Origin of the sequence: Streptomyces sp. NBC_00207, from assembly GCF_045160965.1 — a bacterium.
Taxonomy (GTDB): domain Bacteria; phylum Actinomycetota; class Actinomycetes; order Streptomycetales; family Streptomycetaceae; genus Streptomyces.
In genome coordinates this window covers 9,274,041-9,294,229 of record NZ_CP130715.1, presented here as the reverse complement: position 1 = coordinate 9,294,229, position 20,189 = coordinate 9,274,041, and the positions used below count along the sequence as shown (strand labels likewise).

At 72.9% G+C, this 20,189-nt stretch carries 18 protein-coding genes; 12 read left to right on the top strand and 6 right to left on the bottom strand.

Annotated elements, in window-relative coordinates; all coding sequences use genetic code 11:
- Positions 1-3: 3 nt before the first annotated feature.
- Together OG472_RS42980 and OG472_RS42975 are read right to left on the bottom strand one after the other, a co-directional pair.
- Positions 4-747: a class I SAM-dependent methyltransferase gene (locus tag OG472_RS42980; protein WP_405940644.1), complete on the bottom strand. Its 744-nt coding sequence runs from the start codon at positions 745-747 to the stop codon at positions 4-6.
- 184 nt (positions 748-931) lie between these two features.
- The gene (locus tag OG472_RS42975) at positions 932-1,708 is read right to left on the bottom strand and encodes an SDR family NAD(P)-dependent oxidoreductase (RefSeq protein ID WP_405940645.1); all 777 of its coding nucleotides are present in this window, start codon (positions 1,706-1,708) and stop codon (positions 932-934) included.
- Positions 1,709-1,742: 34 nt separating this feature from the next.
- On the opposite strand from OG472_RS42975, the gene OG472_RS42970 reads away from it, so the two are divergent.
- Positions 1,743-2,687, top strand: coding sequence for an NAD-dependent epimerase/dehydratase family protein (locus tag OG472_RS42970; protein ID WP_405940646.1), 945 nt, complete (start codon positions 1,743-1,745; stop codon positions 2,685-2,687).
- Positions 2,688-2,764: 77 nt separating this feature from the next.
- On the opposite strand, the gene OG472_RS42965 is transcribed toward OG472_RS42970, so the two are convergent.
- On the bottom strand, positions 2,765-3,751 hold the full coding sequence (locus OG472_RS42965; protein WP_401614687.1) for a ScbA/BarX family gamma-butyrolactone biosynthesis protein: 987 nt from the start codon (positions 3,749-3,751) through the stop codon (positions 2,765-2,767).
- Between the two features lie 460 nt (positions 3,752-4,211).
- Here OG472_RS42965 and OG472_RS42960 point away from each other — a divergent pair, with 460 nt between their 5' ends.
- The 6 genes from OG472_RS42960 to OG472_RS42935 all read left to right on the top strand — a co-directional run bounded on the left by OG472_RS42960 (position 4,212) and on the right by OG472_RS42935 (position 10,444).
- Positions 4,212-5,498: a cytochrome P450 gene (locus OG472_RS42960; RefSeq protein WP_401614685.1), complete on the top strand. Its 1,287-nt coding sequence runs from the start codon at positions 4,212-4,214 to the stop codon at positions 5,496-5,498.
- Positions 5,499-5,681: 183 nt separating this feature from the next.
- A complete protein-coding gene (locus tag OG472_RS42955; RefSeq protein WP_383577403.1) occupies positions 5,682-6,359 on the top strand; it encodes a ScbR family autoregulator-binding transcription factor in 678 nt (225 codons plus the stop codon).
- 233 nt (positions 6,360-6,592) lie between these two features.
- On the top strand, positions 6,593-7,270 hold the full coding sequence (locus OG472_RS42950) for a TetR family transcriptional regulator (RefSeq protein WP_405940647.1): 678 nt from the start codon (positions 6,593-6,595) through the stop codon (positions 7,268-7,270).
- A 239-nt stretch (positions 7,271-7,509) separates the two neighbouring features.
- On the top strand, positions 7,510-8,397 hold the full coding sequence (locus OG472_RS42945; RefSeq protein ID WP_401614681.1) for a BTAD domain-containing putative transcriptional regulator: 888 nt from the start codon (positions 7,510-7,512) through the stop codon (positions 8,395-8,397).
- 104 nt (positions 8,398-8,501) lie between these two features.
- Positions 8,502-9,188, top strand: coding sequence for a ScbR family autoregulator-binding transcription factor (locus OG472_RS42940; RefSeq protein WP_401614679.1), 687 nt, complete (start codon positions 8,502-8,504; stop codon positions 9,186-9,188).
- A gap of 422 nt (positions 9,189-9,610) precedes the next feature.
- Positions 9,611-10,444 (top strand): BTAD domain-containing putative transcriptional regulator, encoded by an 834-nt coding sequence (locus tag OG472_RS42935; protein WP_405827034.1) that lies wholly within the window; start codon positions 9,611-9,613, stop codon positions 10,442-10,444.
- Between the two features lie 54 nt (positions 10,445-10,498).
- Here the strand turns inward: OG472_RS42935 and OG472_RS42930 are convergent, their stop codons facing one another.
- Entirely contained in the window at positions 10,499-11,275 is a 777-nt protein-coding gene (locus tag OG472_RS42930; RefSeq protein ID WP_405940648.1) for a MerR family transcriptional regulator, read from the bottom strand.
- 252 nt (positions 11,276-11,527) lie between these two features.
- Here OG472_RS42930 and OG472_RS42925 point away from each other — a divergent pair, with 252 nt between their 5' ends.
- The 5 genes from OG472_RS42925 (at position 11,528) to OG472_RS42905 (ending at position 18,642) form a co-directional block, all read left to right on the top strand.
- A complete protein-coding gene (locus OG472_RS42925; RefSeq protein WP_405940649.1) occupies positions 11,528-12,709 on the top strand; it encodes a serine hydrolase domain-containing protein in 1,182 nt (393 codons plus the stop codon).
- Positions 12,710-13,116: 407 nt separating this feature from the next.
- Positions 13,117-14,433, top strand: coding sequence for a helix-turn-helix domain-containing protein (locus tag OG472_RS42920; protein WP_405940650.1), 1,317 nt, complete (start codon positions 13,117-13,119; stop codon positions 14,431-14,433).
- Between the two features lie 68 nt (positions 14,434-14,501).
- A complete protein-coding gene (locus OG472_RS42915) occupies positions 14,502-15,464 on the top strand; it encodes an SRPBCC family protein (protein ID WP_401614669.1) in 963 nt (320 codons plus the stop codon).
- Positions 15,465-15,562: 98 nt separating this feature from the next.
- Complete coding sequence (locus OG472_RS42910) at positions 15,563-16,480, top strand: 4'-phosphopantetheinyl transferase family protein (protein ID WP_401614734.1); 918 nt, start codon at positions 15,563-15,565, stop codon at positions 16,478-16,480.
- Positions 16,481-16,599: 119 nt separating this feature from the next.
- A complete protein-coding gene (locus OG472_RS42905) occupies positions 16,600-18,642 on the top strand; it encodes a condensation domain-containing protein (protein ID WP_405940651.1) in 2,043 nt (680 codons plus the stop codon).
- Between the two features lie 51 nt (positions 18,643-18,693).
- Here OG472_RS42905 and OG472_RS42900 read toward each other — a convergent pair whose 3' ends face one another.
- Both OG472_RS42900 and OG472_RS42895 read right to left on the bottom strand, forming a co-directional pair.
- Complete coding sequence (locus OG472_RS42900) at positions 18,694-19,515, bottom strand: BTAD domain-containing putative transcriptional regulator (protein ID WP_405940652.1); 822 nt, start codon at positions 19,513-19,515, stop codon at positions 18,694-18,696.
- A 248-nt stretch (positions 19,516-19,763) separates the two neighbouring features.
- Positions 19,764-19,943, bottom strand: a complete 180-nt coding sequence (locus OG472_RS42895; protein WP_405827039.1) for a hypothetical protein — start codon at positions 19,941-19,943, stop codon at positions 19,764-19,766.
- Between the last annotated feature and the right edge of the window lie 246 nt (positions 19,944-20,189).

Sequence of the window (20,189 nt, the reverse complement as noted above, 5' to 3'; positions counted from 1 at the left end):
GTGTCAGGCGCGGCAGCGCAGCATCTCCAGCGGGGGGTTGGCGTGGAAGTCGGCCCAGAAGTCCGCACCGAACGCGCGGAGGCCGGCCTCCGACACCGTCAGCGGGACCCAGGTCAGCTCGCTGAACCCGGCTGCCTGCAGGCTCTTCTCGTAGACCTCGCGGCGCGGGCGGTTGGCGACGAAGGAGACCGGCTGGTCGAGCAGCGCCGTGGTGCGCACCTGCGGCCCGGTCTCGGCTTCCTCGCCGGTCAGGACGGAGAGGAAGCCGTACTTCTCGGGGGTCGGCCCGTCGAAGCGGAAGTCGGGCGACTGGTTGAGCAGGAAGAACTCGCCGCCGGGCTTCAGGCTGCGGTGCGCGTTGCGGCACATCCGCTCCGTGGTGGCGATGTCCTCTGCGTAGTTGAGGAGTTGGACCGCCAGGCCGACGTCGAAGCGCTGGGCGATGGGCCGCAGTTCGGCCACGTCGCCGACCTCGTAGCGGGCGCCCAGCGGATCGCGCTCTTCCAACTGCTGTGCGACGGAGACCATTTCGCCGGAGACGTCGACGCCGAGGACCTCCTTGGCGCCGCGCCGCTTGAACTCCCTGCTGTAGAAGCCGGTGCCGCAGGCGAGGTCGAGGACCGACTTGCCGCGTACGTCGCCGACCAGGGCGAGGAAGCTGGGGACCACTACGTACTGTTCCAGCGGCAGGGCCTTGAACCCCTCGTAGGCCTCACCGATTTCGTCGTACTGCTGCTGCGCGCTCATGGTGGTGTTCTCCCCGTTTCGGCATGTCCGGCCGCGGTCCCCGGTCCCCGACTGCGGGGCGTGCCGCGGCTTGTGACTGGCAGTCTGTACGGGTGCGGGCAGGCCGTCGTACTGGCTGAAGCCACAAAGATCGGGGCGTCGTCCCGGTGTGGTGTACGGCGGGTGCGTGGCGGCGGGCGGGCGGCTAGCGCGTTGTCCAGCCGCCGTCGACCGGCAGGGTGGCGCCCAGGACGAAGGAGGCGCGGTCGCTGCAGAGCCAGGCGGCCGCCTCCGCGATTTCCGTCGGGTTCGCCATGCGCGGGAGGGGGGCCGACCGGAGGAGGACTTCTTCCATCGCCGGGTTCTGCCGGAGCCAGTTGTCGATCATCTCGCTGCGGGTGGAGCCCGGGGCGATGGCGTTGACGCGGATGCCCTGGGCGGCGTATTCGCAGGCGGCGGCTTTGGTGAGGCCGAGGACCGCGTGCTTGGAGGCGATGTAGGTCGCCGTCACCGGGGTGGCGACCAGGCCGGCGGTGCTGCTGTTGTTCACGATGGAGCCGCCGTCGCCTGCGAGCATGGCGCGGATCTCGTGGCGCATGCAGTTCCAGACGCCGCGGACGTTGGTGTCCATCACGGTGTCGTAGGCGTCCTCGTCCAGCAGGTGCATCGGCCGGGGGGTCACGCCGATGCCGGCGTTGTTGAAGGCCGCGTCGAGGCGGCCGTAGGCGGCGACGGCGGCCTCGACGGCGCGGGCTACGTCCTGGGTGCGGGAGACGTCGGCGACCACGTACTGGGCCTGGTGGCCGGCGGCGCGCAACTCCTGGGTGAGGGCGGCGAGTTGGGGTTCGCGGCGGGCCACCAGGGTCACCGAGGCGCCTTCGCGGCAGAATACGCGTGCGGCGGCCGCGCCGATGCCCGCGCTCGCGCCCGTGATCAGCGCCGATTTGCCCGCCATCAAAGAGTTGCTGGTCTCCCGGGTCATCGCGCGACCGTAACACGAGGGGATGGAGGGCGTGATGACGGAAAGAGTCGTGCTGGTGACCGGCGCCAGCGGATTCGTCGGTTCCGCGGTGGTGCAGCGTCTGGCGCAACAGGGCGTGCCCGTAAGGGTGTTGGTGCACCGGGCCGAGGTGCCGTCAGGAGTGGGCGTGGAGAGCGTACGGGGGGATCTCGTGCGCTGCGGGTCGGTGCGCGGGCTGTGTGACGGTGTCGGCGCCGTGCTGCACCTCGCGGCGCGGATCGGGGGCACGCAGGAGGAGTGCCGGGCCGTCAACGTGGAAGGGACGCGGGCGCTGCTGGCCGAGGCGGAGCGGGCCGGGGTGCGGCGGATCGTGCAGCTGGGGACGGCGGCCGTCTACCGGGACGGGGCGCACCGGGGTGCGGTGGAGGGGGAGCTCGCCGAGGAGCCGGAGTCGGTGACCAGTGTGACCCGGCTCGTCGGTGAGCGGATGGTGCTGGCGGCGGGCGGGGCGGTGGTGCGGCCCCACCTGGTGTACGGGCGGGGGGATCGCTGGGTGGTGCCGTCGCTGGTGCGGCTGCTGGCGCGGCTGCCGCACTGGGTGGACGGCGGGCGGGCCCGGATGTCCATGGTGTCGGTGGACGCGCTGGCGGGTGCGATCGCGGAGCTGGCCGTACGGGAGGAGGGGGTGGGGGGTGTGCTGCATGCGGGTCACCCGGAGCCGGTGAGCGCGCGGGAGCTCGTGGGGACGGTGGCGCGGGAGCTGGGGCTGCCGTTGCCGAGGGGGGAGGTGGACCTGTCCGGGGCCCTGGAGTTGCTGGGGGGCCCGGAGGGTCCGGATCCGGTGGTGCGGCGGCAGGTGTCGCTGTTCGCGGTGGACCACTGGTACGACAGCGGGCGGTTGTGGGGGCAGCTGGCGGCGTCCCCGGGGGCGCGGTTCTCGCAGGCGTTCGGTCAGTACGCCGACTGGTACCGCGGCGCGGAGCGGATGCGTCGCCGCTGACCCGCAGGGGGTTCGGGGGGCGGTGTGGAAGCGGGTGTCACCGCGGGGGTGCGGGTGCCGTGGCGGGGGTGCTGGGGTCATGCCAGGGGGTGCGGGCCGGGCCGGTCCTGGGCTGCGCCGGTGACGGTCGAGGTGAAGACGGTGCGGCCCTCCTGGTGGCCGGTGACCTCGACGCGGCCGGGTGCGGCGAGGGTGGCGTCCACCCAGCAGGGGGCGTCCAGTTCGGCGTACTGGTGGAACTCGGTGGACAGGCCGGTGGGGGTGAACGTGCCGGGATGGTGGAGCCCGCACGCGGCCTGGCGGGCGGCCTCGACCAGGACCATGCCGGGGTGGTGGTCGTTCGCGTGCTCGAAGAGGATCGGGTGGTCGAGGTCGGGGTTGAGCTGCCAGCGGCCGGGGCGGTCGGCGGGTGCGAGGACCACGTCGAAGGGGGCCAGCCGGCCGGCGGAGGCGGGAGGCACGGGGGTGCGGCGGGGCAGCGGAAACGCCAAGCCGGCGTGGCCGCGCTCCCCGCGCAGCCGGCGGTAGGTGGCGGGGGCGACGCAGGTGAAGCGGGCGGTGCCGCGGGCGGCGAGTTCGCCGTTGCGGTGGATGTCGACCTGGAGGAAGCCGGAGAAGCGGCTGCCCTTCCAGGTGAAGTCCGTGCACGTGGCGGTCATGGCGAGTTCGCTCGGTCCGCGGCCTATGCGCAGCTGCTCGGGACGGGAGGTGAAGTCCAGGCTCCAGAGGAGGACGTTGTGGCCGAGGGGAACTCCGTAGACGGCGTGGCAGAGGTAGAGCCCCGTCTGTCTGATGGTCTCGCCGGCCTGTACCGGGTCGTGGCCGCCGCCGTCGGCGCTGGTGAAGAAGGTGTGGGCGCGGGGCCACTGCCCGGTGAGGGAGAAGGTGTCGTCGCCGGTGCGGTCGCAGCCGGTGAGGAAGACCTCGGCGAGTGAGCTGCGGTGGACGTACTCCCTGGGCACCGTGGTGGTCAGTACCGGGGCCTCGTTGCAGCGCGTCCAGGGGTCTCCCGCTCCCCGGAGCGGGAGGACGGGAGCGTTGTTCCGGATCGTCAGCATGGTCATGGGACCTCTCCCGCAGAGCCGTTTGACGGATGGGACGGGGTGCGTACGCGAGACGCAAGATACGTACTCTCCGGTTTTGTTTGCAAGGTGCGGAAGGAGAGTGGATGTCGCTCGTGCACCGGTGGCGGGTGCGGTCGCAGAGGGCGGTGCGGGGGCGCCGTGACGTCGACCAGCGAATATCAGGATGGCGGCCGTCGGCCGTGATGTGAGGGATCGCGGCCCAAGTGGGAGAAGGCCTTCCGGTCATCTGCGCCGGTCCGGCAGGGCTTCGTCACGTGTTGTTCAACGAGCGGGGCGCGAGTCGTTCTTGAGCGATCGTCATGCGGCAGGACCTGCCCTGCAAACCATTGGCAGGCGGGGTGGTGCAATGCCAGAATCGGGGCCGCCGCCGGTCATCAAAAGAACCGGATGGATGGTTTTTGAACGCAGGGTGTCGGCAGCTCGCTGCACCCTGTGACCGATGTTCGCCACCATCCGGGAGAGCCGTCAGATGACCCGTCAGTGCCCCATAGCGATCGACCTCTCCGGAGCGGACGTGCACGCCGAGGCGGCGCGCATCCGGGAGCAGGCGCCGGCGACGCAGGTGCTGCTGCCCGGCGGGGTGAGAGGCTGGGCCGTCAACCGGCACGCCGACATCCGCAGGCTGCTGGTGGATCCGAGAGTGTCGAAGGACGCCTACCGGCACTGGCCGGCGTGGATCGAGGGAGAGGTCGGCGCCGAGTGGCCGCTGGCGATCTGGGTCTCGGTGCAGAACATGATCACCGCCTACGGCGAGGAGCACACGCGCCTGCGCAAGCCGGTCGCCGCCGCGTTCACCTCGCGGCGCGTGGCCGCCCTGCGACCGAGGATCGAGGAGGTCGTGGACGGGCTGCTGGACGGCCTGGCCGCGCTGCCGCCGGGCCGGGTGGTCGATCTGCGGGCGGAGTTCGCGCACGAACTGCCGACCCGGATGGTCTTCGAGCTGTTCGGCATCCCGGAGCGGTCGTGGGCGCCCCTGCACAAGATCATCAGAGGGTTCTTCGACACGACGATCACGGTCGAGGCCGCACAGCAGAACGCCGTGGACATGGACGTGACGATGGCCGACGTGGTCGCGTACCGGCGGGCGCACCCGGGCGACGACATCACCAGCGTGCTGATCGCCGCCCGGGACTCGGGCGGTGAGGAGGACGGGGCGCGGCTCAGCGAGAAGGAGCTGGTCGACAACCTGATCCTGCTCTTCACGGCCGGGTACGAGACCACCGTCAACCTCATCTGCACGGCCCTGCACGAACTGCTGTGCCGCCCGGACCAGTTGAAGCTGGTGCGCGAGGGGCTCGCCTCCTGGGAGGACGTGGTCGAGGAGGCGCTGCGCATCGAGCCGCCGGCCTCGTACGGGCTGCTGCGGTTCGCGGTGGAGGACATCGACATGGGCGAGGGGGTGGTGATCCCGCAAGGGGACCCGATCCTGGTGTCGTTCGGCTCGGTCGGGCGGGATCCCGGCCTGCACGGGGCGCAGGCGGACCGGTTCGACGTCACGCGCGCGACGCGCGGACAGCACCTCTCCTTCGGTTTCGGGACGCACTACTGCCTGGGCGCGACCCTGGCGCGGACCGAGTGCGCGATCGCCGTGCAGCGCTTCTTCGAGAGGTTTCCGGAGCCGGTTCTGGCGCCCGCGGAGAGCGGGGAGCTGGCGCGGGTGGCCTCGTTCATCTCCAACGGACTGCAGGAGCTGCCCGTGGTGCTGGGGGCCGGGAGAAGGGGGTAGGTGAGGCGGAAGGGAAGCAAGTGACGGAAGAGAGCGTGGGGTTTTTGTGGAGAGGTGACGGATTGTGATGCCCGGCTGGATAGAGGTCCTTGACTAAAATACGGACCTTCTGGTTGGTTTTGATGGGGTGGCGGATCCTGTCAGGGGGTCCGTCAGGCACAACCCCTGGACAACGGAGGCACCGTGGCACGGCAAGAGCGTGCGGTACGTACGCGTCGCGCGATCTTGGAAGCGGCGGCGGCGGTCTTCGACGAGCGCGGATACGACGCGGCCACCATCGCCGACATCCTCGCCCGGGCGGGGGTCACCAAGGGCGCCCTCTACTTCCACTTCTCCTCCAAGCAGGAGCTGGCCCAGGGGGTGCTCGAGGAGCAGTTCGCCGAGGGCGGGGTGCCGCACCGGGAGAGCAAGCTCCAGGAACTCGTCGATGTCGCGCTGGTGCTGGCGTACCGCATGAAGCACGAGCCGATGCTCAGCGCGGGGGCCCGGCTCTCCCTGGGCCCGGGCATGCGCGACATCTTCGGCGGGGGGTCCGTGCCGGGCTGGATCGAGTTCACGCGCGCGCTGCTCAGCGAGGCGAAGGAGCAGGGCGAACTGCTCCCGCACGTCGATCCCGCCGAGACCGCCTGGATCCTTTCCGCCTGCTGGACCGGCGCCCAGATCTTCTCCCAGACCCTCAACGACCGGACGGACCTCGAACAGCGGGTTGCCGCCGTCTACCAGCACATCTACCCGAGCATCGCCACGCCGGCGGTGCTCGCGCGGCTGGAGATGGGGCCGGACCGGGGGCGGCGGGTGACCGCGGAGATGGGGATCGCGGCCGGCGGCCCGGCACAGGAACCCGAGCCGGCGCTGCCCTGAGGCCGCAGCGTCCGGCGCGTGGTGAGGACGCGCGGGGTTGGGGTACAAGGCTCTGGAGGTCCGGCCGCGGGGCGGGTCGGTGCGCGTCGGCCCCGGCACGTCGCCTCTAGCCCGTCGGCCCCGGCGCGTCGGCTCCAGCAGGACGCGAGCCGCGCTCCGGTGCGGCCGCGGACGGTGGGCGACAAGATCTTGTACCCCCTGGGCAAACCGCATTGACGGTTTGTGGAGACTCCATGGCCAAGCAGGAGCGTGCGGCCCGCACGCGAGAGACTCTGATCCGTGCCGCTGCGGAGGTGTTCTCCGAGCAGGGGTTCGTCACCGCGTCGATCGCGGCGATCAGCCGACGGGCCGGCGTGAGCGCCGGCGGGCTGCACTTCCACTTCGAGAGCAAGACCGCGCTGGCCCGGGCCGTCGAGGACCGGGCGTCGCAGGCGGTGCGGCGCATCACCACCGACAGGTGGGGGGTCGCCGTGGCCCCGGCCGGGGCGGTGGACGGCAACGCCCTGCAGGTACTGGTGGATTCCTCCCACGCCCTGATGGCCCTGCTGGCGTCGGACGTGGCGGTACGGGCCGCCTTCGGGTTGTGCGCGGACGTCGCCCACCTGAGCGAGATCGACCTGCGCCGTCAGTGGCGCCTGTGGGTCGAAGCCGTCACACGGGCGGCGGCGCGGCACGGTGCGCTGGCCGACGGGCTCGCCCCGCAGGACGCGGCGAGCGTGGTGGTGGCTGCCACCGTGGGGCTGGAGGCCCTGGGGGCCCGCGAGCGGGACTGGCTCGCGCCCCCACCCCTCACCCGGTTCTGGACACTGGCACTCCCCCGGCTCGCGGCCGACGGGACGCTGGGCGGGCTGGCGCCGGAAGGCTCGGCAGGACATGGTTCTGCCGCGCACGAGGACTCCGTACCAGACTGAATGGTCTGTTTGAGGAGCTACGGGAGCCATCTCCAGGGCCCCGGTCGGGGGCGATCAAGGGATGCGGGGCATCGGTCCAGGATGCCGGAGGGCAGGTGAAATCCCAGTTGAGAGTGGGTTTTTGAGTGACCGTCAGGGTGCGTTGATCTCCAAAACAGCACAACCGGTTTGATATTGACAAACCGTCGGTCCTGTTTTCTACTGGCTGTGCGACTCATCCAAGGACAGGGGAGTACGGCGTGGACATCGATGTACTGGGCGCGTTGGCTGTGCGGGAGAACGGGATCTCCATCACGCCGACCGCCCCCAAGCCCCGGCAGGTCCTGGCGCTCCTGGCCCTCCATGCCGATCAGGTGGTGCCCGTATCGGCGCTGATCGAGGAGCTGTGGGCGGGTGAACCGCCGCGCAGCGCGCGGACGACGCTCCAGACGTACGTCCTGCAGTTGCGTGCTCTCATCGCGACCGCTCTGGAGCGGGGCGCGGCCGGCGGCGCGGAGGCCGGTGCGCATCCCGGGACGGATTCCGGGACCGGTGCAGGTCCCGGCGGGGCCGTGCGGACCGCGAAGGACATACTCGTCACCCTGCCGGGCGGCTATCTGCTGAGCAGTGGCGGCGGGGTGCTGGACGTGCGGGAGTTCGACCGGCTCGCCGGGAGCGGCTACCGCGCCATGGACGCGGGCGACTTCCCCGCCGCGGCGCGGCTGCTGCGCGAGGCGCTGGCCCTGTGGAGCGGGCCCGCCTTCGCCGACGTGCAGAGCGGGGTCCAGCTGGACATGGAGGCCAGGCGGCTGGAGGAGACGCGGCTGTGCGCCCTCGACCAGCGGATCGAGGCGGACCTGCGGCTGGGCCGGCACCGGGAGCTGCTGGCCGAACTGACCGTGCTGGCGAGCCGGTACCGCACGCACGAGAACCTGCACGGCCAGTTCATGCTCGCCCTGCACCGCTCGGGCCGGCGCGGCGAGGCGCTGGACGTCTACCAGCGGCTGCGCGGGACGCTGGTGCGCGAGCTGGGGCTGGAGCCCTCCGTGGCGCTGCGGCGCCTGCAGCGCTCGATCCTGATGGCGGGTCCCGAGAGCCTGTCCGAGCCCGGCGTCGAGCCCGGGGGCGAGCGGCTCGTACGGGTCTGAGGTGTGTGAGGTCTCTGAGGCCTTCGGGGCCTTTGCTCCCCGGCCTGTCAGGGGCCTTCGGGGGGCGGGGGGCTCCGCCGGTGGCGGCGAGAGGGGACGGCTCGGTGCAGGAGAGGTCGGAGCGAACCCGTCGGCGGCTGGTCTGCGCCGCGGCCGAGATGTTCCACCGCAACGGCTACGCCAACGCGACGCTGGACGAGATCGCGGGCGCGGCCGGGGTGACGAAGGGGGCGCTGTACTTTCACTTCGCCTCCAAGGACGAGCTGGCGGAGGCCGTGCAGCAGCGGGGGCACACCCTGCTGCACGACGCGGTACGGGCCCTGCGCGAGTCGGGGGCCTCGCCGTTGCAGGCGCTGATCGACATCACGCACTGGCTGGCCGCAACGCTGCACGAGGATCCGGCGATCCCGGCGAGCTTCCGGATCACCAAGGAGTGCGGGGCGGGGCCCCGGGGGCCGGCCGGGGCGCGGCCGGCGGTGGTGGACTTCCACTCGGCGTGGATCTCGGCGGTCTGTTCGCTGCTGCGGCTGGCAAGGGACGCGGGTGAACTGCCGGCGGCGGAGCGCGGGTGGCAGGGCGCGGAGGCGCTGGTGACGGCTGCGGCGTGCGGGATCGAGGTCATGTCCGGTACCGGGATGCCCTACCGGGAGCTGCAGCGGAGGGTGGCGGCGATGTGGGCCCTGCTGCTGCCGAGCCTCGTGGACGGCGAGCGGGTACGGCAGTACCGGGCGCAGGCGCGCGATGGCGCGTCGGCCGGCACCGGGGCCGGGGCCGCCGCGGCGGGCGTGTAGCTCGCGCAGACGTCAAAGGACCGGTACGGCAGCAGAGTTGGCCGCCCGGTATGGGGCGTGCCGTGTCGTGGCTTCCCCTTCGGCGGGCGCTGCCGGGACGGTTTCGGGTTCGATGCGGGATTCGGGCGGGTGCACGGCTGCGGCCGGTGCGGGTGCGTGTGGCGGTGAGCGCGCGTGCCGGTGCTTGTGCGTGCCGGTGCTTGTGCGGTCCGGGGGATGTTTCCAGACGTTCGGGGAGCGCTCTCGGGGAGTGTTCGTGCGGTGTTCCGCCCGGTGCGGCCGTGATGGCCGCGGCTGCGGGGCGGGGCTTGGAGAGGGGCTCGAAGGGAGCTTGAGAAACCGGTGACATCGTTCAGGGACCGCTACCGTGCCCCGAGTCGAAGGCCGAACAACGAGGGACTCGACGACGTGCGGAGGAGACGGTGAAGATTCAGGTGCTGGGTCCGTTGAGCGCCGAGGTCAACGGGGGTTCGATCGTTCCGAGCGCACGCAAGCCGCGGCAGATCCTCACGCTCCTCGCCCTCTACCCGGGCCGGGTGATGCCGGTGCCCACGCTCATGGAGGAACTCTGGGGCACCAACCTGCCGCAGAGCGCGCTCACGACCCTGCAGACGTACATACTCCAGCTGCGCCGGCGGCTGGGTACCGCCATGGGACCGGGCGCAGGCGCGGGGGGCGCCGGTGGCGCGAAAGAGGTCCTCGTCACGCGGCACGGCGGGTACCTGCTGCAGATCCCGCCGGAGGCGGTGGACGTGCACGAGTACGAGGGCCTCGTGGCCCGCGGCCACAGCGACTTCGAGCAGGGCGACGACGAGAGCGCGGCGGCCCTGCTGCGCGCGGCGCTCGCGCTGTGGCAGGGGCCCGCGCTGGTCGACGTACGGGTGGGCCCGATCCTGGAGATCGAGGTGATGCGGCTGGAGGAGAGCCGGCTGGTCACCGTGGAGCGGCGGATCGATGTGGATCTTCGGCTGGGCCGGCACTCGGAGCTGCTGGCCGAGCTCACGGAGCTGATCGCCCGGCATCCGCAGCACGAAGGGCTGCACTCGCAGGCGATGGTGGCGCTGTACCGGTCGGGCCGGCAGGCGACGGCCCTGGACGTGTACCGGCGGCTGCGGGGCCGGCTGATCGAGGACCTGGGAGTGGAGCCGTCGCCGCAACTGCAGCGCCTGCACCAGGCCATGCTGGCCGTCGACCCGGCGCTGGACGTGCAGGCGGGGCCGAAGCGGGGGTCGACCTTCGACCTGTACGCCGTCTGAGCCCGCTGCCCGGGGTCACGGCGGTGGCCGTGGCCGTGGTCGTGGCCGTGGCCGTCATTGATGCGGGATGTCGATGCCGGCTGCGCGCAGGTTCGTCTCGACCAGGGTGTTCAGCCGGGCGATGGACGGTGCCTGGTCTTCGCGGTGGTGGTTGACCAGGGCGTACCGGGAGGCGGCGTCGGGCCGGTTCCGGAAGCCGGCCGGCGCCGTCAGCAGCGCGCCGTTGGCCAGCAGTTTGCCGGTCAGCGCGGACGCCAGTTCCTCGATGCGCGGGTCGTCCGGGTCCCAGGACCTCGCGTCCCAGCCCCTCTTGGTCAGCTCGACGTGCTCGGGGTCGTCGAGGACGTCCTCGAGGCGGGCCAGGAAGCTGTCGAAGATCTCCGGAACCAGGGCCCGGGCCAGTACCAGGGCCTCCCGCTGGCCGGCCAGGTAGTCGGGGGCGAAGCCGAGTTCGGCGAGCCGGTCCAAGGCCGTGCAGGCCCGGTCGGGCAGCAGGACCCGGTCGCCGTGGGCGAGCCGGTGCAGGGTGTCGCGGCGTGCGCTCAGGTCCTCGATCCGTTCGGTGAGCCGGCGGTGGACGTCGTCCAGGGCGGCGGCGAACCGCTCGGGATCGGCGTCGAGCAGGTCACCGATCTCGGCCAGTGGCACGCCGGCCCCGGCCAGGGTCCGGACCCGGACCATGCGGAGCAGGTCGGCCGACCGGTAGCGCCGGTAGCCGGAACCGTCACGTTCCGGCTCGGCGAGCAGGCCGAGGCGGTGGTAGTGCCGCACGGTCTTGATCGTGACGCCGACGAACGCCGCCGCCTGGCCGATCGTGAGCCCGTCTGCCATCGGATCAGCGCGCCTGCGGATCGTGGGCGGCGTTCAGGTACGGGTTGTAGTCGATCACAGGGGCGAGGGTAGCGCGCATCGGCTCGGTCCACGGTCGCGAGGGAGATTGACCTTGACCTTGGGTCAGGGTGCACGCTCATCGCACGGCCGCCTCGGAAGGGCCGGAGGCCACCGGGCCTCCAACTCACGGGGCCACGCTGCGCTTTCGAGCCGTGCCGGACGCCTGCCCATCGCGAGATTGAGGAATGACCCATGAGCGAGTCCCTCCCCACCACGAAGAACTCCGCCGCCGCCGTACCGGAGCGCCCGGAGCTGCAGCAGGCCATCCGGGAGATCGTCGGTTCCGGTATCGCCGGGGTGACGCTGCGCGTGCACGACGAGCGGGGCGAGTGGGTCGGCAGTGCCGGTGTCGCGGAGCTGGGCGAGAGCGCCGGGCCGCCGGTCGACGGCCACGTCCGTATCGGCAGCAACACCAAGACCTTCACCGCGACCGTGGTGCTGCAGCTGGTGGCCGAGGGCGCGATCCGGCTGGACGACCCGGTGGCCGGCCACCTGCCCGGGTTCGGGCTGGACCGGCGGATCACCGTGCGGATGCTGCTGCAGCACACCAGCGGGGTGTTCAACCACACCGGCGAGCTCCTGGAGGACGGGACGGTCGCGCACGGGATCCCTTCCACGATCGCGGGCCGGGAGTGGGTGGAGGGCCGGTTCACGACCTACCGGCCCGAGGAGCTGGTGCGGCTGTCGTTGTCGAAGCCGGCGCGGTTCGAGCCGGGGACGGGCTGGAGCTACTCCAACACCAACTACGTGCTGGCCAGGCTGCTGGTCGAGAGGGTCACCGGCCGCTCGTGCGCCGAGGAGATGCAGGAGCGGATCCTGGGACCGCTCGGCCTGTCGGGAACGTCGCTGCCCGGCACCGGCGTGGAGATCCCCGAGCCGCACGCCCACGCCTACTACCGGTACGAGGACGCCGGCCGGCAGGAGACGGTCGACGTCACCCGGCAGAACCCCTCCTGGATCTCCGCCGGCGGGGACATGATCTCGACCACGAAGGACCTGCACACCTTCATCTCCGCGCTGCTGGGCGGCAGGCTCCTGCCGGCCCCGCTGCTGGCCGAGATGTGCACGCCGCACGCCGCGAGCGGTTTCGGACTGGGGCTGCGCGTGCAGGAGGTGGGCGGGAACGGCGCCACCGTCTTCTTCCACAACGGCGGCGCGGCGGGCCATGCGGCGCTGATGTACAGCACGCCCGACGGCGGCAAGACGCTGACCGCCGCGCTGAACTATGTGGACGACGCGGCGATGTCGCTGGCGGCGGCGTTCCAGAAGGCGCAGGCCAGGCTCGTCGAGGAGGTGTTCGGCGGCGGGCGGGCCGGATCGGCTGACGGTGCGGCCGCCTCGGCGGCGGCCGGGGCGGCTCGGCCGGCGGGCTGAGCACCCGCCCGGGACCCGTACGCCGGTCGTGCGGGCCGGGGCTATCTCCTGGGCCAGCCGATGTCGTCGTCCGGGCGGGTCTTCCCGGTCGGTTCGGCGGGCCGGAGGGCGGGGGCCGCGAGCGTGGTGTGGGCTGCGGGCGTCCAGGACGCGCGGGATGCGCACACCGATGGCCTCATCGTCGACTCCAAGGCGCTGAATGCGGGAAGAGCGGGGCGCCGGCCGGGTCCCGGGGCCGGGTTCTGGAGAGTCTGCCTCGGCCGGATCGAGGAACGCTCGAGGAACGCATGACGTGCGCATGAGAGCCGCCGCGAACCCCTGGCAAAGGTTTGCCCGCGTATTGCCGGGCGTCCTACGCTCGTTGGCGGTTCCCGACAGATTTCTTGCCCGCGACCTCAGGGATGCTCATGCTGCGACAGCCCGCGTTCGGACACCGCCTGAGAAAGCTCCGGACGGCCCGGGGACTGTCCCAGACGGCGCTGGCCGGCGAGGGGATGTCCACCGGCTATCTCTCCCGTCTGGAGTCCGGTGCACGCCAGCCGACCGAGCGGGCCGTGGGGTACCTGGCCGGCCGACTGGGCCTGGAGGCGGCCGACTTCGAGGAGCCGGCCACCGGTTCGCTGGCCCATGCGCTCACCCTCGCGGCGTCCACCGGCTCCCCCGACGCCGTCGAGGCTCTGCGCCAGGCGCTGACCGCCGAGGAACACGAGAGCCCGGTCCTGCGCTGGCAGGCGCTGTGGCTGCTCGCCGGTGCCGCCCGCGTCCAGGGCGACCACGCGCTGGAACGGGAGCGGCTCACGCACCTGGTCGAGCTCGGCGAGGAAGTGGGCGTGTGCGAGCTGCGCGTACGGGGCCTGACCCGCCTCGCCCGCTGCCTGCGGTCCATCGGTGAGATCAAGGCGGCCCTGGAGGCCGCCGTCGAGGCCCACCGGATCGCGCTGGGCGAGGAGTTGGGCGTGGAGGACCGGGCCACCGCCCTGCTGGCGCTCGTGTCCGTCCAGGCCGAGGCCGGCCGGATCGGCGACGCGCGCGTGCACGCCGACGAGCTGACCGTTCTCGTCGAGGGCCGCGCCGACGCGCTGTGGGCCGAGGCCATGTGGACGGCCGCCGCCGTCCGGATGCGCCAGGGCGACTACCCGGGCGCGCAGGCCTGCCTGGACGATGCCCTCGACCGGTTCGGCAGCCAGGAGGACCTGGTCCTGTGGACCCGGCTGCGGCTGGCCACGGCCCGGCTGCACCTGCAGAAGCTGCCCGCCGATCCCGGGCAGGCCCAGCGCCGCGCCGCCGAGGCCGAGGCCGCTCTCGCCTTCGTGGGCACACCGGCGCTGCGGCAGGACCTGACCGCGCTCCAGGCCGACCTGGCCTTCGCCACCGGCCGGTACGACGACGCGCGCGCCCTGCTCGCCGCGCTGGCCGGCGACCAGTCGAGGATGACCTACCGCGGCCGGGTACGGCTGGAGATCCTGCGGCATCAGCTGCTGATCCTCGGCGGCGACCCCTGCGGGATCCAGGGCCTGCGGGCGCTGGCGCAGCAGGCTCAGGAGGACGCCAACATCGACCTCGCCGCCGAGATCTGGCGAGTGCTGGCCGACGCACTGACCCCGGCAGGACAGGCAGGACAGGCAGGACAGGTAGGACAGGTAGGTCAGGCCGGTCAGGGCGGTCAGGCGGGCCCGGCGGGTCCGTCGGGCCTGGTCGGCGGGGTCTCGCCCGTCGGGGGTTGAGGAAGGCTCGAGTCCTGTGGTGCAGCCTGGAGGGCATCGCAGGAACGAGCAGGGCGGGGGTGCGTCTCATGTCGTCGCAGCGCGTGCACGCGAGCGAGCAGACGGCGTGGGTGGCCGCCCCGGCCGGCGTCGTCTACGGACTGCTGGCCGATGCGGTCCGCTGGCCCCTTCTGCTGCCCTCGCACGTCCACGTCGAGCGGATGGACTTCGACGGGGTCCGGGAGCGGCTGCGCCTCTGGGACGTGCGGGACGAAAGGGTCCGCTCCTTCCACGTGCGCCGGGTGCTGGACCCGCGCGCCAGGACCGTCGGGTTCGAGCAGGAGGACACCGCCCGCCCGGGTGTGCCCACCACCGGCCTCTGGACGGTCGAGGCGCTCGGCGAGACGGAATCACTGCTGACGCTGCGTCAGGAACGCACCCTGGAGGGGCTGCCCGCCGCCGAGACCGGGCGCAGCCGGCAGGAGTGGCAGGCGGAGCCGGCCGAACAGCTCGCCCAAGTGAAGCAGGTCGCCGAGCGCTGGGAGCGCCTGGACCAGCTGCTGCTCTCCTTCGAGGACAGCGTGCACGTCGACGGTCCCGCCGAGCTGGTCTACGACTTCCTCTACCGGATCGGGGACTGGCCCGAGCGCGTCCCGCACGTGGAGTCGGCCGGGGTGATCGAGGACGTACCCGGCGTGCAGCTGGCCACGGTGGACACCTGCGCCGCCCCCGGCGGACGCACGCTCACCACCCGGTCGGTGCGGCTGTGCTTCCCCTCGGCCGCGCGGATCGTCCACAAGGAGCTGACGACGTCCCGGCTGATCGCCGCGCACAGCGGCGAGTGGTCGCTGGTCCCGGACGGGGGCGGCGTACGGGTGGTCTGCGCCCGGCAGGTGATGCTGCGGGAGGAAGCGGTCGAGGAGGTGCTGGGTGCGGGGAGCGGCCTGGTCGAGGCCCGCCGGTACGTGCGGACGTGGCTGGGGCGGGCCGGTACCGAGACGCTGCGCCTGGCCGGGTGGCACGCCCAGAGCGCCGTCCGGCGGCTGCGGTGACTTCCGGGTTTCGCCGTCCGCGGGTCCACGGGTCCGCGATGAGCGCGGGTCCGCTGTGAGCGCGGGTCCGCTGTGAGCACGAGAAGGAGGTCGTGACCATGGTCCCCGTCCGGTACCGCCCTGATCCGCTCGACGCGCCGGTGCACATCGCCGGTCCCGAAGGCCCCTGGGACGAGGTGGGCGACCGGCTCGACGACGTCGGCCGGGCGGTCATCTGCACGACGTGGGGCCAGTGGCTGGCGGCCGTGCTGCTCGACCCCGCGCTGCGGCCCCTGCTCGGGAGCGACTGGCCCCGCTACCGGCAGACGGAGCCCGCGGCCGGCAGGATGCGGTTCGCCGTCTCGCGGTTCGTGGTCAGGCACGCCGCCGCCGCGGCGCTGAACGTTCCCGTGGACGGCCTGGAACTGGGGTACGAGCCGGGCGGACAGCCCCTGGTGCGGGGTGCGGGCGAGGACCTGGAGGTGAGCCTGGCGCACACCGGTGAGCTGATCGTGGTCGGCGTCAGCCGCACCGGTCCGATCGGTGTGGACGTGCAGGCCGCAGACCGTGACGTCTCCTGCGACGGGCCGGCCGGGCCCCTGTGCACCGTGGCGGAGGGCGCGGCGCTGGCCGCGCTGCCCGAGAGCGAGCGCCGGGCCCGGCTGCTGTGGCTGTGGACCCTGAAGGAGGCCCACGCCAGGGCGCTCGGGCACGGGCACGGGCTGCGGCGCGGCTCTTCCACCGTCGGGTTCGGCCACGACGACCGGGGGCGTGTCGTCCTGGCGGGCGCTGTGCAGGAGGGGGGGCCGGCCGGGGACTGGTCGTTCACCACCCATCTCGTCCAGGAGCGCTACCTGGTCGGCGCCGCGCACCGGCGCCGGCGCGTCCTGCCGGCGGCGGCCCGGGAGGCGCAGGTCGACACCGGTTCGCGAAGCGCTGCAGTCCCGCTCGAGGAAAGGGGGTCCGGGCCGGTGGACCACTTACGCTTTCTGCGACCGGTGACCTCCGGGCGGGGCGAGGGAAGGCGGACGCCGTGAACGCAAGGGAACGTCCCGCGGTGCCCTTCGCGTCGTCCCCGCCGTGTCGTGTCCGTGTCCGTGCCGGCGACTGACGGGAGCGCGGCGGGCGTCCGGGCCGGCTGTGTGCGGGCCGGCCGGTGAGCCGCCGTGACGCCGCGGACGGGCCGGGGCCGGTCCTTGCGGTGGTGCACGAGGCGGGCCGCGGTGCGCCCGGCTCCACGCTCGTCCTCGGCCTGCGCGGGCTGCGCCACGACGCGGACGCCGAGGTGTTCGCCGCCCGCATCGCCGAGCGCCACCGCAGCTTCCGGGTCACCCTGGAGGGCCACGGTCCGGGCCGGCACACCCTGCGCCTCCTGCCGGACGCCGCCGCGGCCGGCCCCGCTCCGCTGAGCGCCGGGCTGCTGGCCGACCTGCTGGGCCCGTACCCGGGCGGCGGCGAACCCCTGGCCCTGGACGGGTACCGGCGCGAGCTGCTCGTGGAGGCCGTCACCCGTCCCGAGGGCGCGGAGCGGTACGTGGAGCAGATCCACTGGAACTGGGCGGGACCGCTCGACCGGGACCGCTTCGACGCGGCCTGGCAGTCCGTCTGCGGGCGGGAGTCGGTCCTGCGGGCCGCCTTCGACTGGACGGCCGTGCCACGGCTCCTGCTGCATCCGTGCGCCGAGGTCGAGGTCGTCCACCGCACCCGCGCCGAGATCGCCTGGCAGGACCTCCTCGACGCGGACCGGGCGCGGGGGTTCGCCCTCAACCGGCCGCCGCTGCTGCGCCTGACCCTGCTGGAGGGGGAGCCGGGGGCGCCCACCCGGATCCTGCTGACCTGCCACCGGGCCCTGCTCGACGAGCGCGGCGTCGGTCTCCTGCTGCGCGCGTTCTACCGCGCCTACCTGGCCGCAGGCGTCCTGCCCGGGGGTGAGCGCCGCCCCGACCTGTGGGACCACGCGCGCTGGCTGGCCCGGCAGAGCGACGAGGGCGCCCGGGAGTTGTGGACGCGTGCGGCGCCCCCGCGCGGCGCCGCGACCGCGCCGGGCCGTCCCGGTGCGGACACCCGCCAGAGCGGTCAGGGGCGCCTGCGCCGGCGGCTGGGCGAACCGTACGGTCCCCGGCTGCGGTCGTGGGCCGCGGCCCGGGGTGCCGGTGAGAGCAGCGCCCTGCACCTGGTGTGGGCGCTGCTGCTGTACCGGGCGGCTGCGGCCGAGGGGCCCCTGCCGGTGAGTTTCGGGGTCCGGCTCTGCGGCGGCGACATCGCGCTGCCCGGAGCGGCCGGTATCCCCGGGCTGCTCGGCAGTGCGCTGCCGATGACGGTGCGGGTGGATCCGGCGGCCCCGCTGACCGGCCTGTTGCAGCAGGTGCACGACGCCCGGCTGGACATGGCCGCCTACCCGTGGGTGTCGGGCGACCGCATCCGCGTGTGGAGCGGGCGGGGGCCGGGCGAGCGGCTCACCGAGAGTGTCATCGTCTTCGACGGCCCGGCCGGGCCGGGGGCCGACGTGGGCCGTGAACTGGCGGCGCAGGGCATCGGCGTGGATGCACCGCGGACCGTCGGGGCCGGAGCCGGGGTGCCCGTCACGGTCGTGGCCCGGCACGAGAGCGGCGGCGCGCTGGTGCTCGACGCCGTCTACGACCGGGCGAGGCTGGCGGACGCGGACGCGGCCGCGGTCCTGGGCCAGTGCGTCGGCCTGCTGCGGGCCTTGACCGATCTGCCGGACCCGGATCCCACCGTCGGCCGGGTGCTGGACCTGCTGGCGGACGACGGGGTCCCCGTCATGGCCGGGCGGCCGGCCGCGGCGCGGCGCGCCGCCGTCAGAACGCTGCGCAGCGGGGCGTCTTCGGCGGACGTGATCTGTCTGCTGGTGGTCCCGGGGGTGGTGGGCGGCTGCTACGAGCTGTTCACGCGGGAGCACCGGGGCCCGCAGACCATCGTGGCGCTGGACCTGGAGGGCCCGCCCGGCCCGGTGGTGCCCGCCGCGCTGACCGCCCTGACCGGTCTGCTGGCGTCGGGCAGGCGGCTGGTGCTGTGCGGGTGCGGTCCCGGCGCGGGGGCGGCGTACGAGCTCGGGCGGGTCCTCGCGCAGGGGACGGGATCGCCGGTGAGCGTGGTCATGACGGGCCTGGGCGGTCCCCGGGGCAGCGCGGACGCGCTCGCCCGGGGGCTCGCGGGGGTGGCGGTGCGGCGCGGCTGAAACGGCCGGACGGCCCGGCCGCCGGGCGGCCGGGGGCTGACCGGCCGGGCGTTACGCGGCGAAGAGGTCGAAGGTGGAGGTGCAGCGCGGTCCGGCGAGCACGTCGAGCTGCGGGTCGACGGCCAGCATGGCCTGGTGCAGGCGCTGGAGTTGCGGTGACGGCTCCACTCCGAGGTCCTCGATCAGCCGGCCGCGCAGCCGGCGGTAGACGTCCAGGGCGGTCGCCTGCCGGCCCGCGCGGTACAGGGCGACCATGACCTGCGAGTGGAGTCCTTCGTGCTGGGGGTGGCGTGCGGTCAGCTCGGTCAGTTCGGCGATCAGTTCGCCGTGGCGGCCCAGCCTGAGGTCGGCGTCGATCCGCCGCTCCACGGTGACCAGGCGGCTCTCCTCGAGGCGCATGACCTCGATGTCGAGGATCGGTCCGACCCGTACGTCGACGAGTGCCGGGCCGCGCCACAGGTCCAGGGCGGCCCGGAAGCGGGCGGCGGAGACCTGGCTGTCGCCGGACTCGAAGGCGGACTGGCCCTCGCGGACGAGGCGTTCGTAGTCGTGCACGTCGACGTCGTCCTCGGGTATCTGCAGGAGGTAGCCGCCGTGCCGGGTGACCAGCACCTCCTTGGCGCCGCCGGGGGCGTCGGGCCCCATCGCGGTGCCCAGCCGCCTGCGCAGCTGGAGGATGTACGTCTGCAGGGTGGTCAGGGCGCTCTGCGGCGGCGCGGTTCCCCAGATCTCCTCCATGAGGGTGGGAACCGGTATGACGCGCCCTGGATAGAGCGCGAGGAGTGACAGGATCTGTCTTGGTTTGCCCGCGGTCGGAACTATGGATCCGCCGTTGACCTCGGCGCTCAGTGGACCCAGAACCTGAATTCTCACGGTCTCCTCCGTACTTCCTTGGCTCTTTTCCTCCGGTGGCCAAGGAGCTGCCCCCGTTCGAGGCACGCTAGCCGGGGTGGATGTGTTCCATCTCTTTCCTGTAGCGGGTTTCGAGCCGCCTTCCACCTGCGGTGCCGTGCCCGGGTGACCTTTTTCTCACGGGTGCCGGGAATGCGGGAAAGGATTCCGTCGTCTTTTCCGTTTCGGGAACTCCGGGGCGGATTCCTGCCGGGCGGATTCCCGGGCGGTCACGGCCAGTCGATAAGGGTGGTGGCGGGGCCGGTGCCGGGGGCGGCCGGGGCGCCGGCCGAGGCCGGGGCGACCGGCCAGTCGATGTCGCCGCCGTCGGCGTGGGCGGCCGCGCCGGCGGTGAGGACGGCGGTGGTGGCCAGGGCGGCGGTGGCGACGAGGCGGGCGATGTTCTTCATGGTGGCTCCTCCGTGGCAACGTTTCGAATGTTTTTGGCAAGTCCTCTGCCAAGAAGATTGGCAACGTCCGCTCGGGATTTGCTCGTCAATCGCTTGAGAAGGACTGGAGCAAGGGGCGCCTGCCGTCTCCCGCGCGGTCCGCATGCCGCTGTGAATCGCTGCGACCTGCGCGGAAGCCGATGGGGCGGGGTCGGCGGGGAATCTTGCCAAGTGTTGCCAAGGGGCCGGAACTCGAGTGCCGCCGGA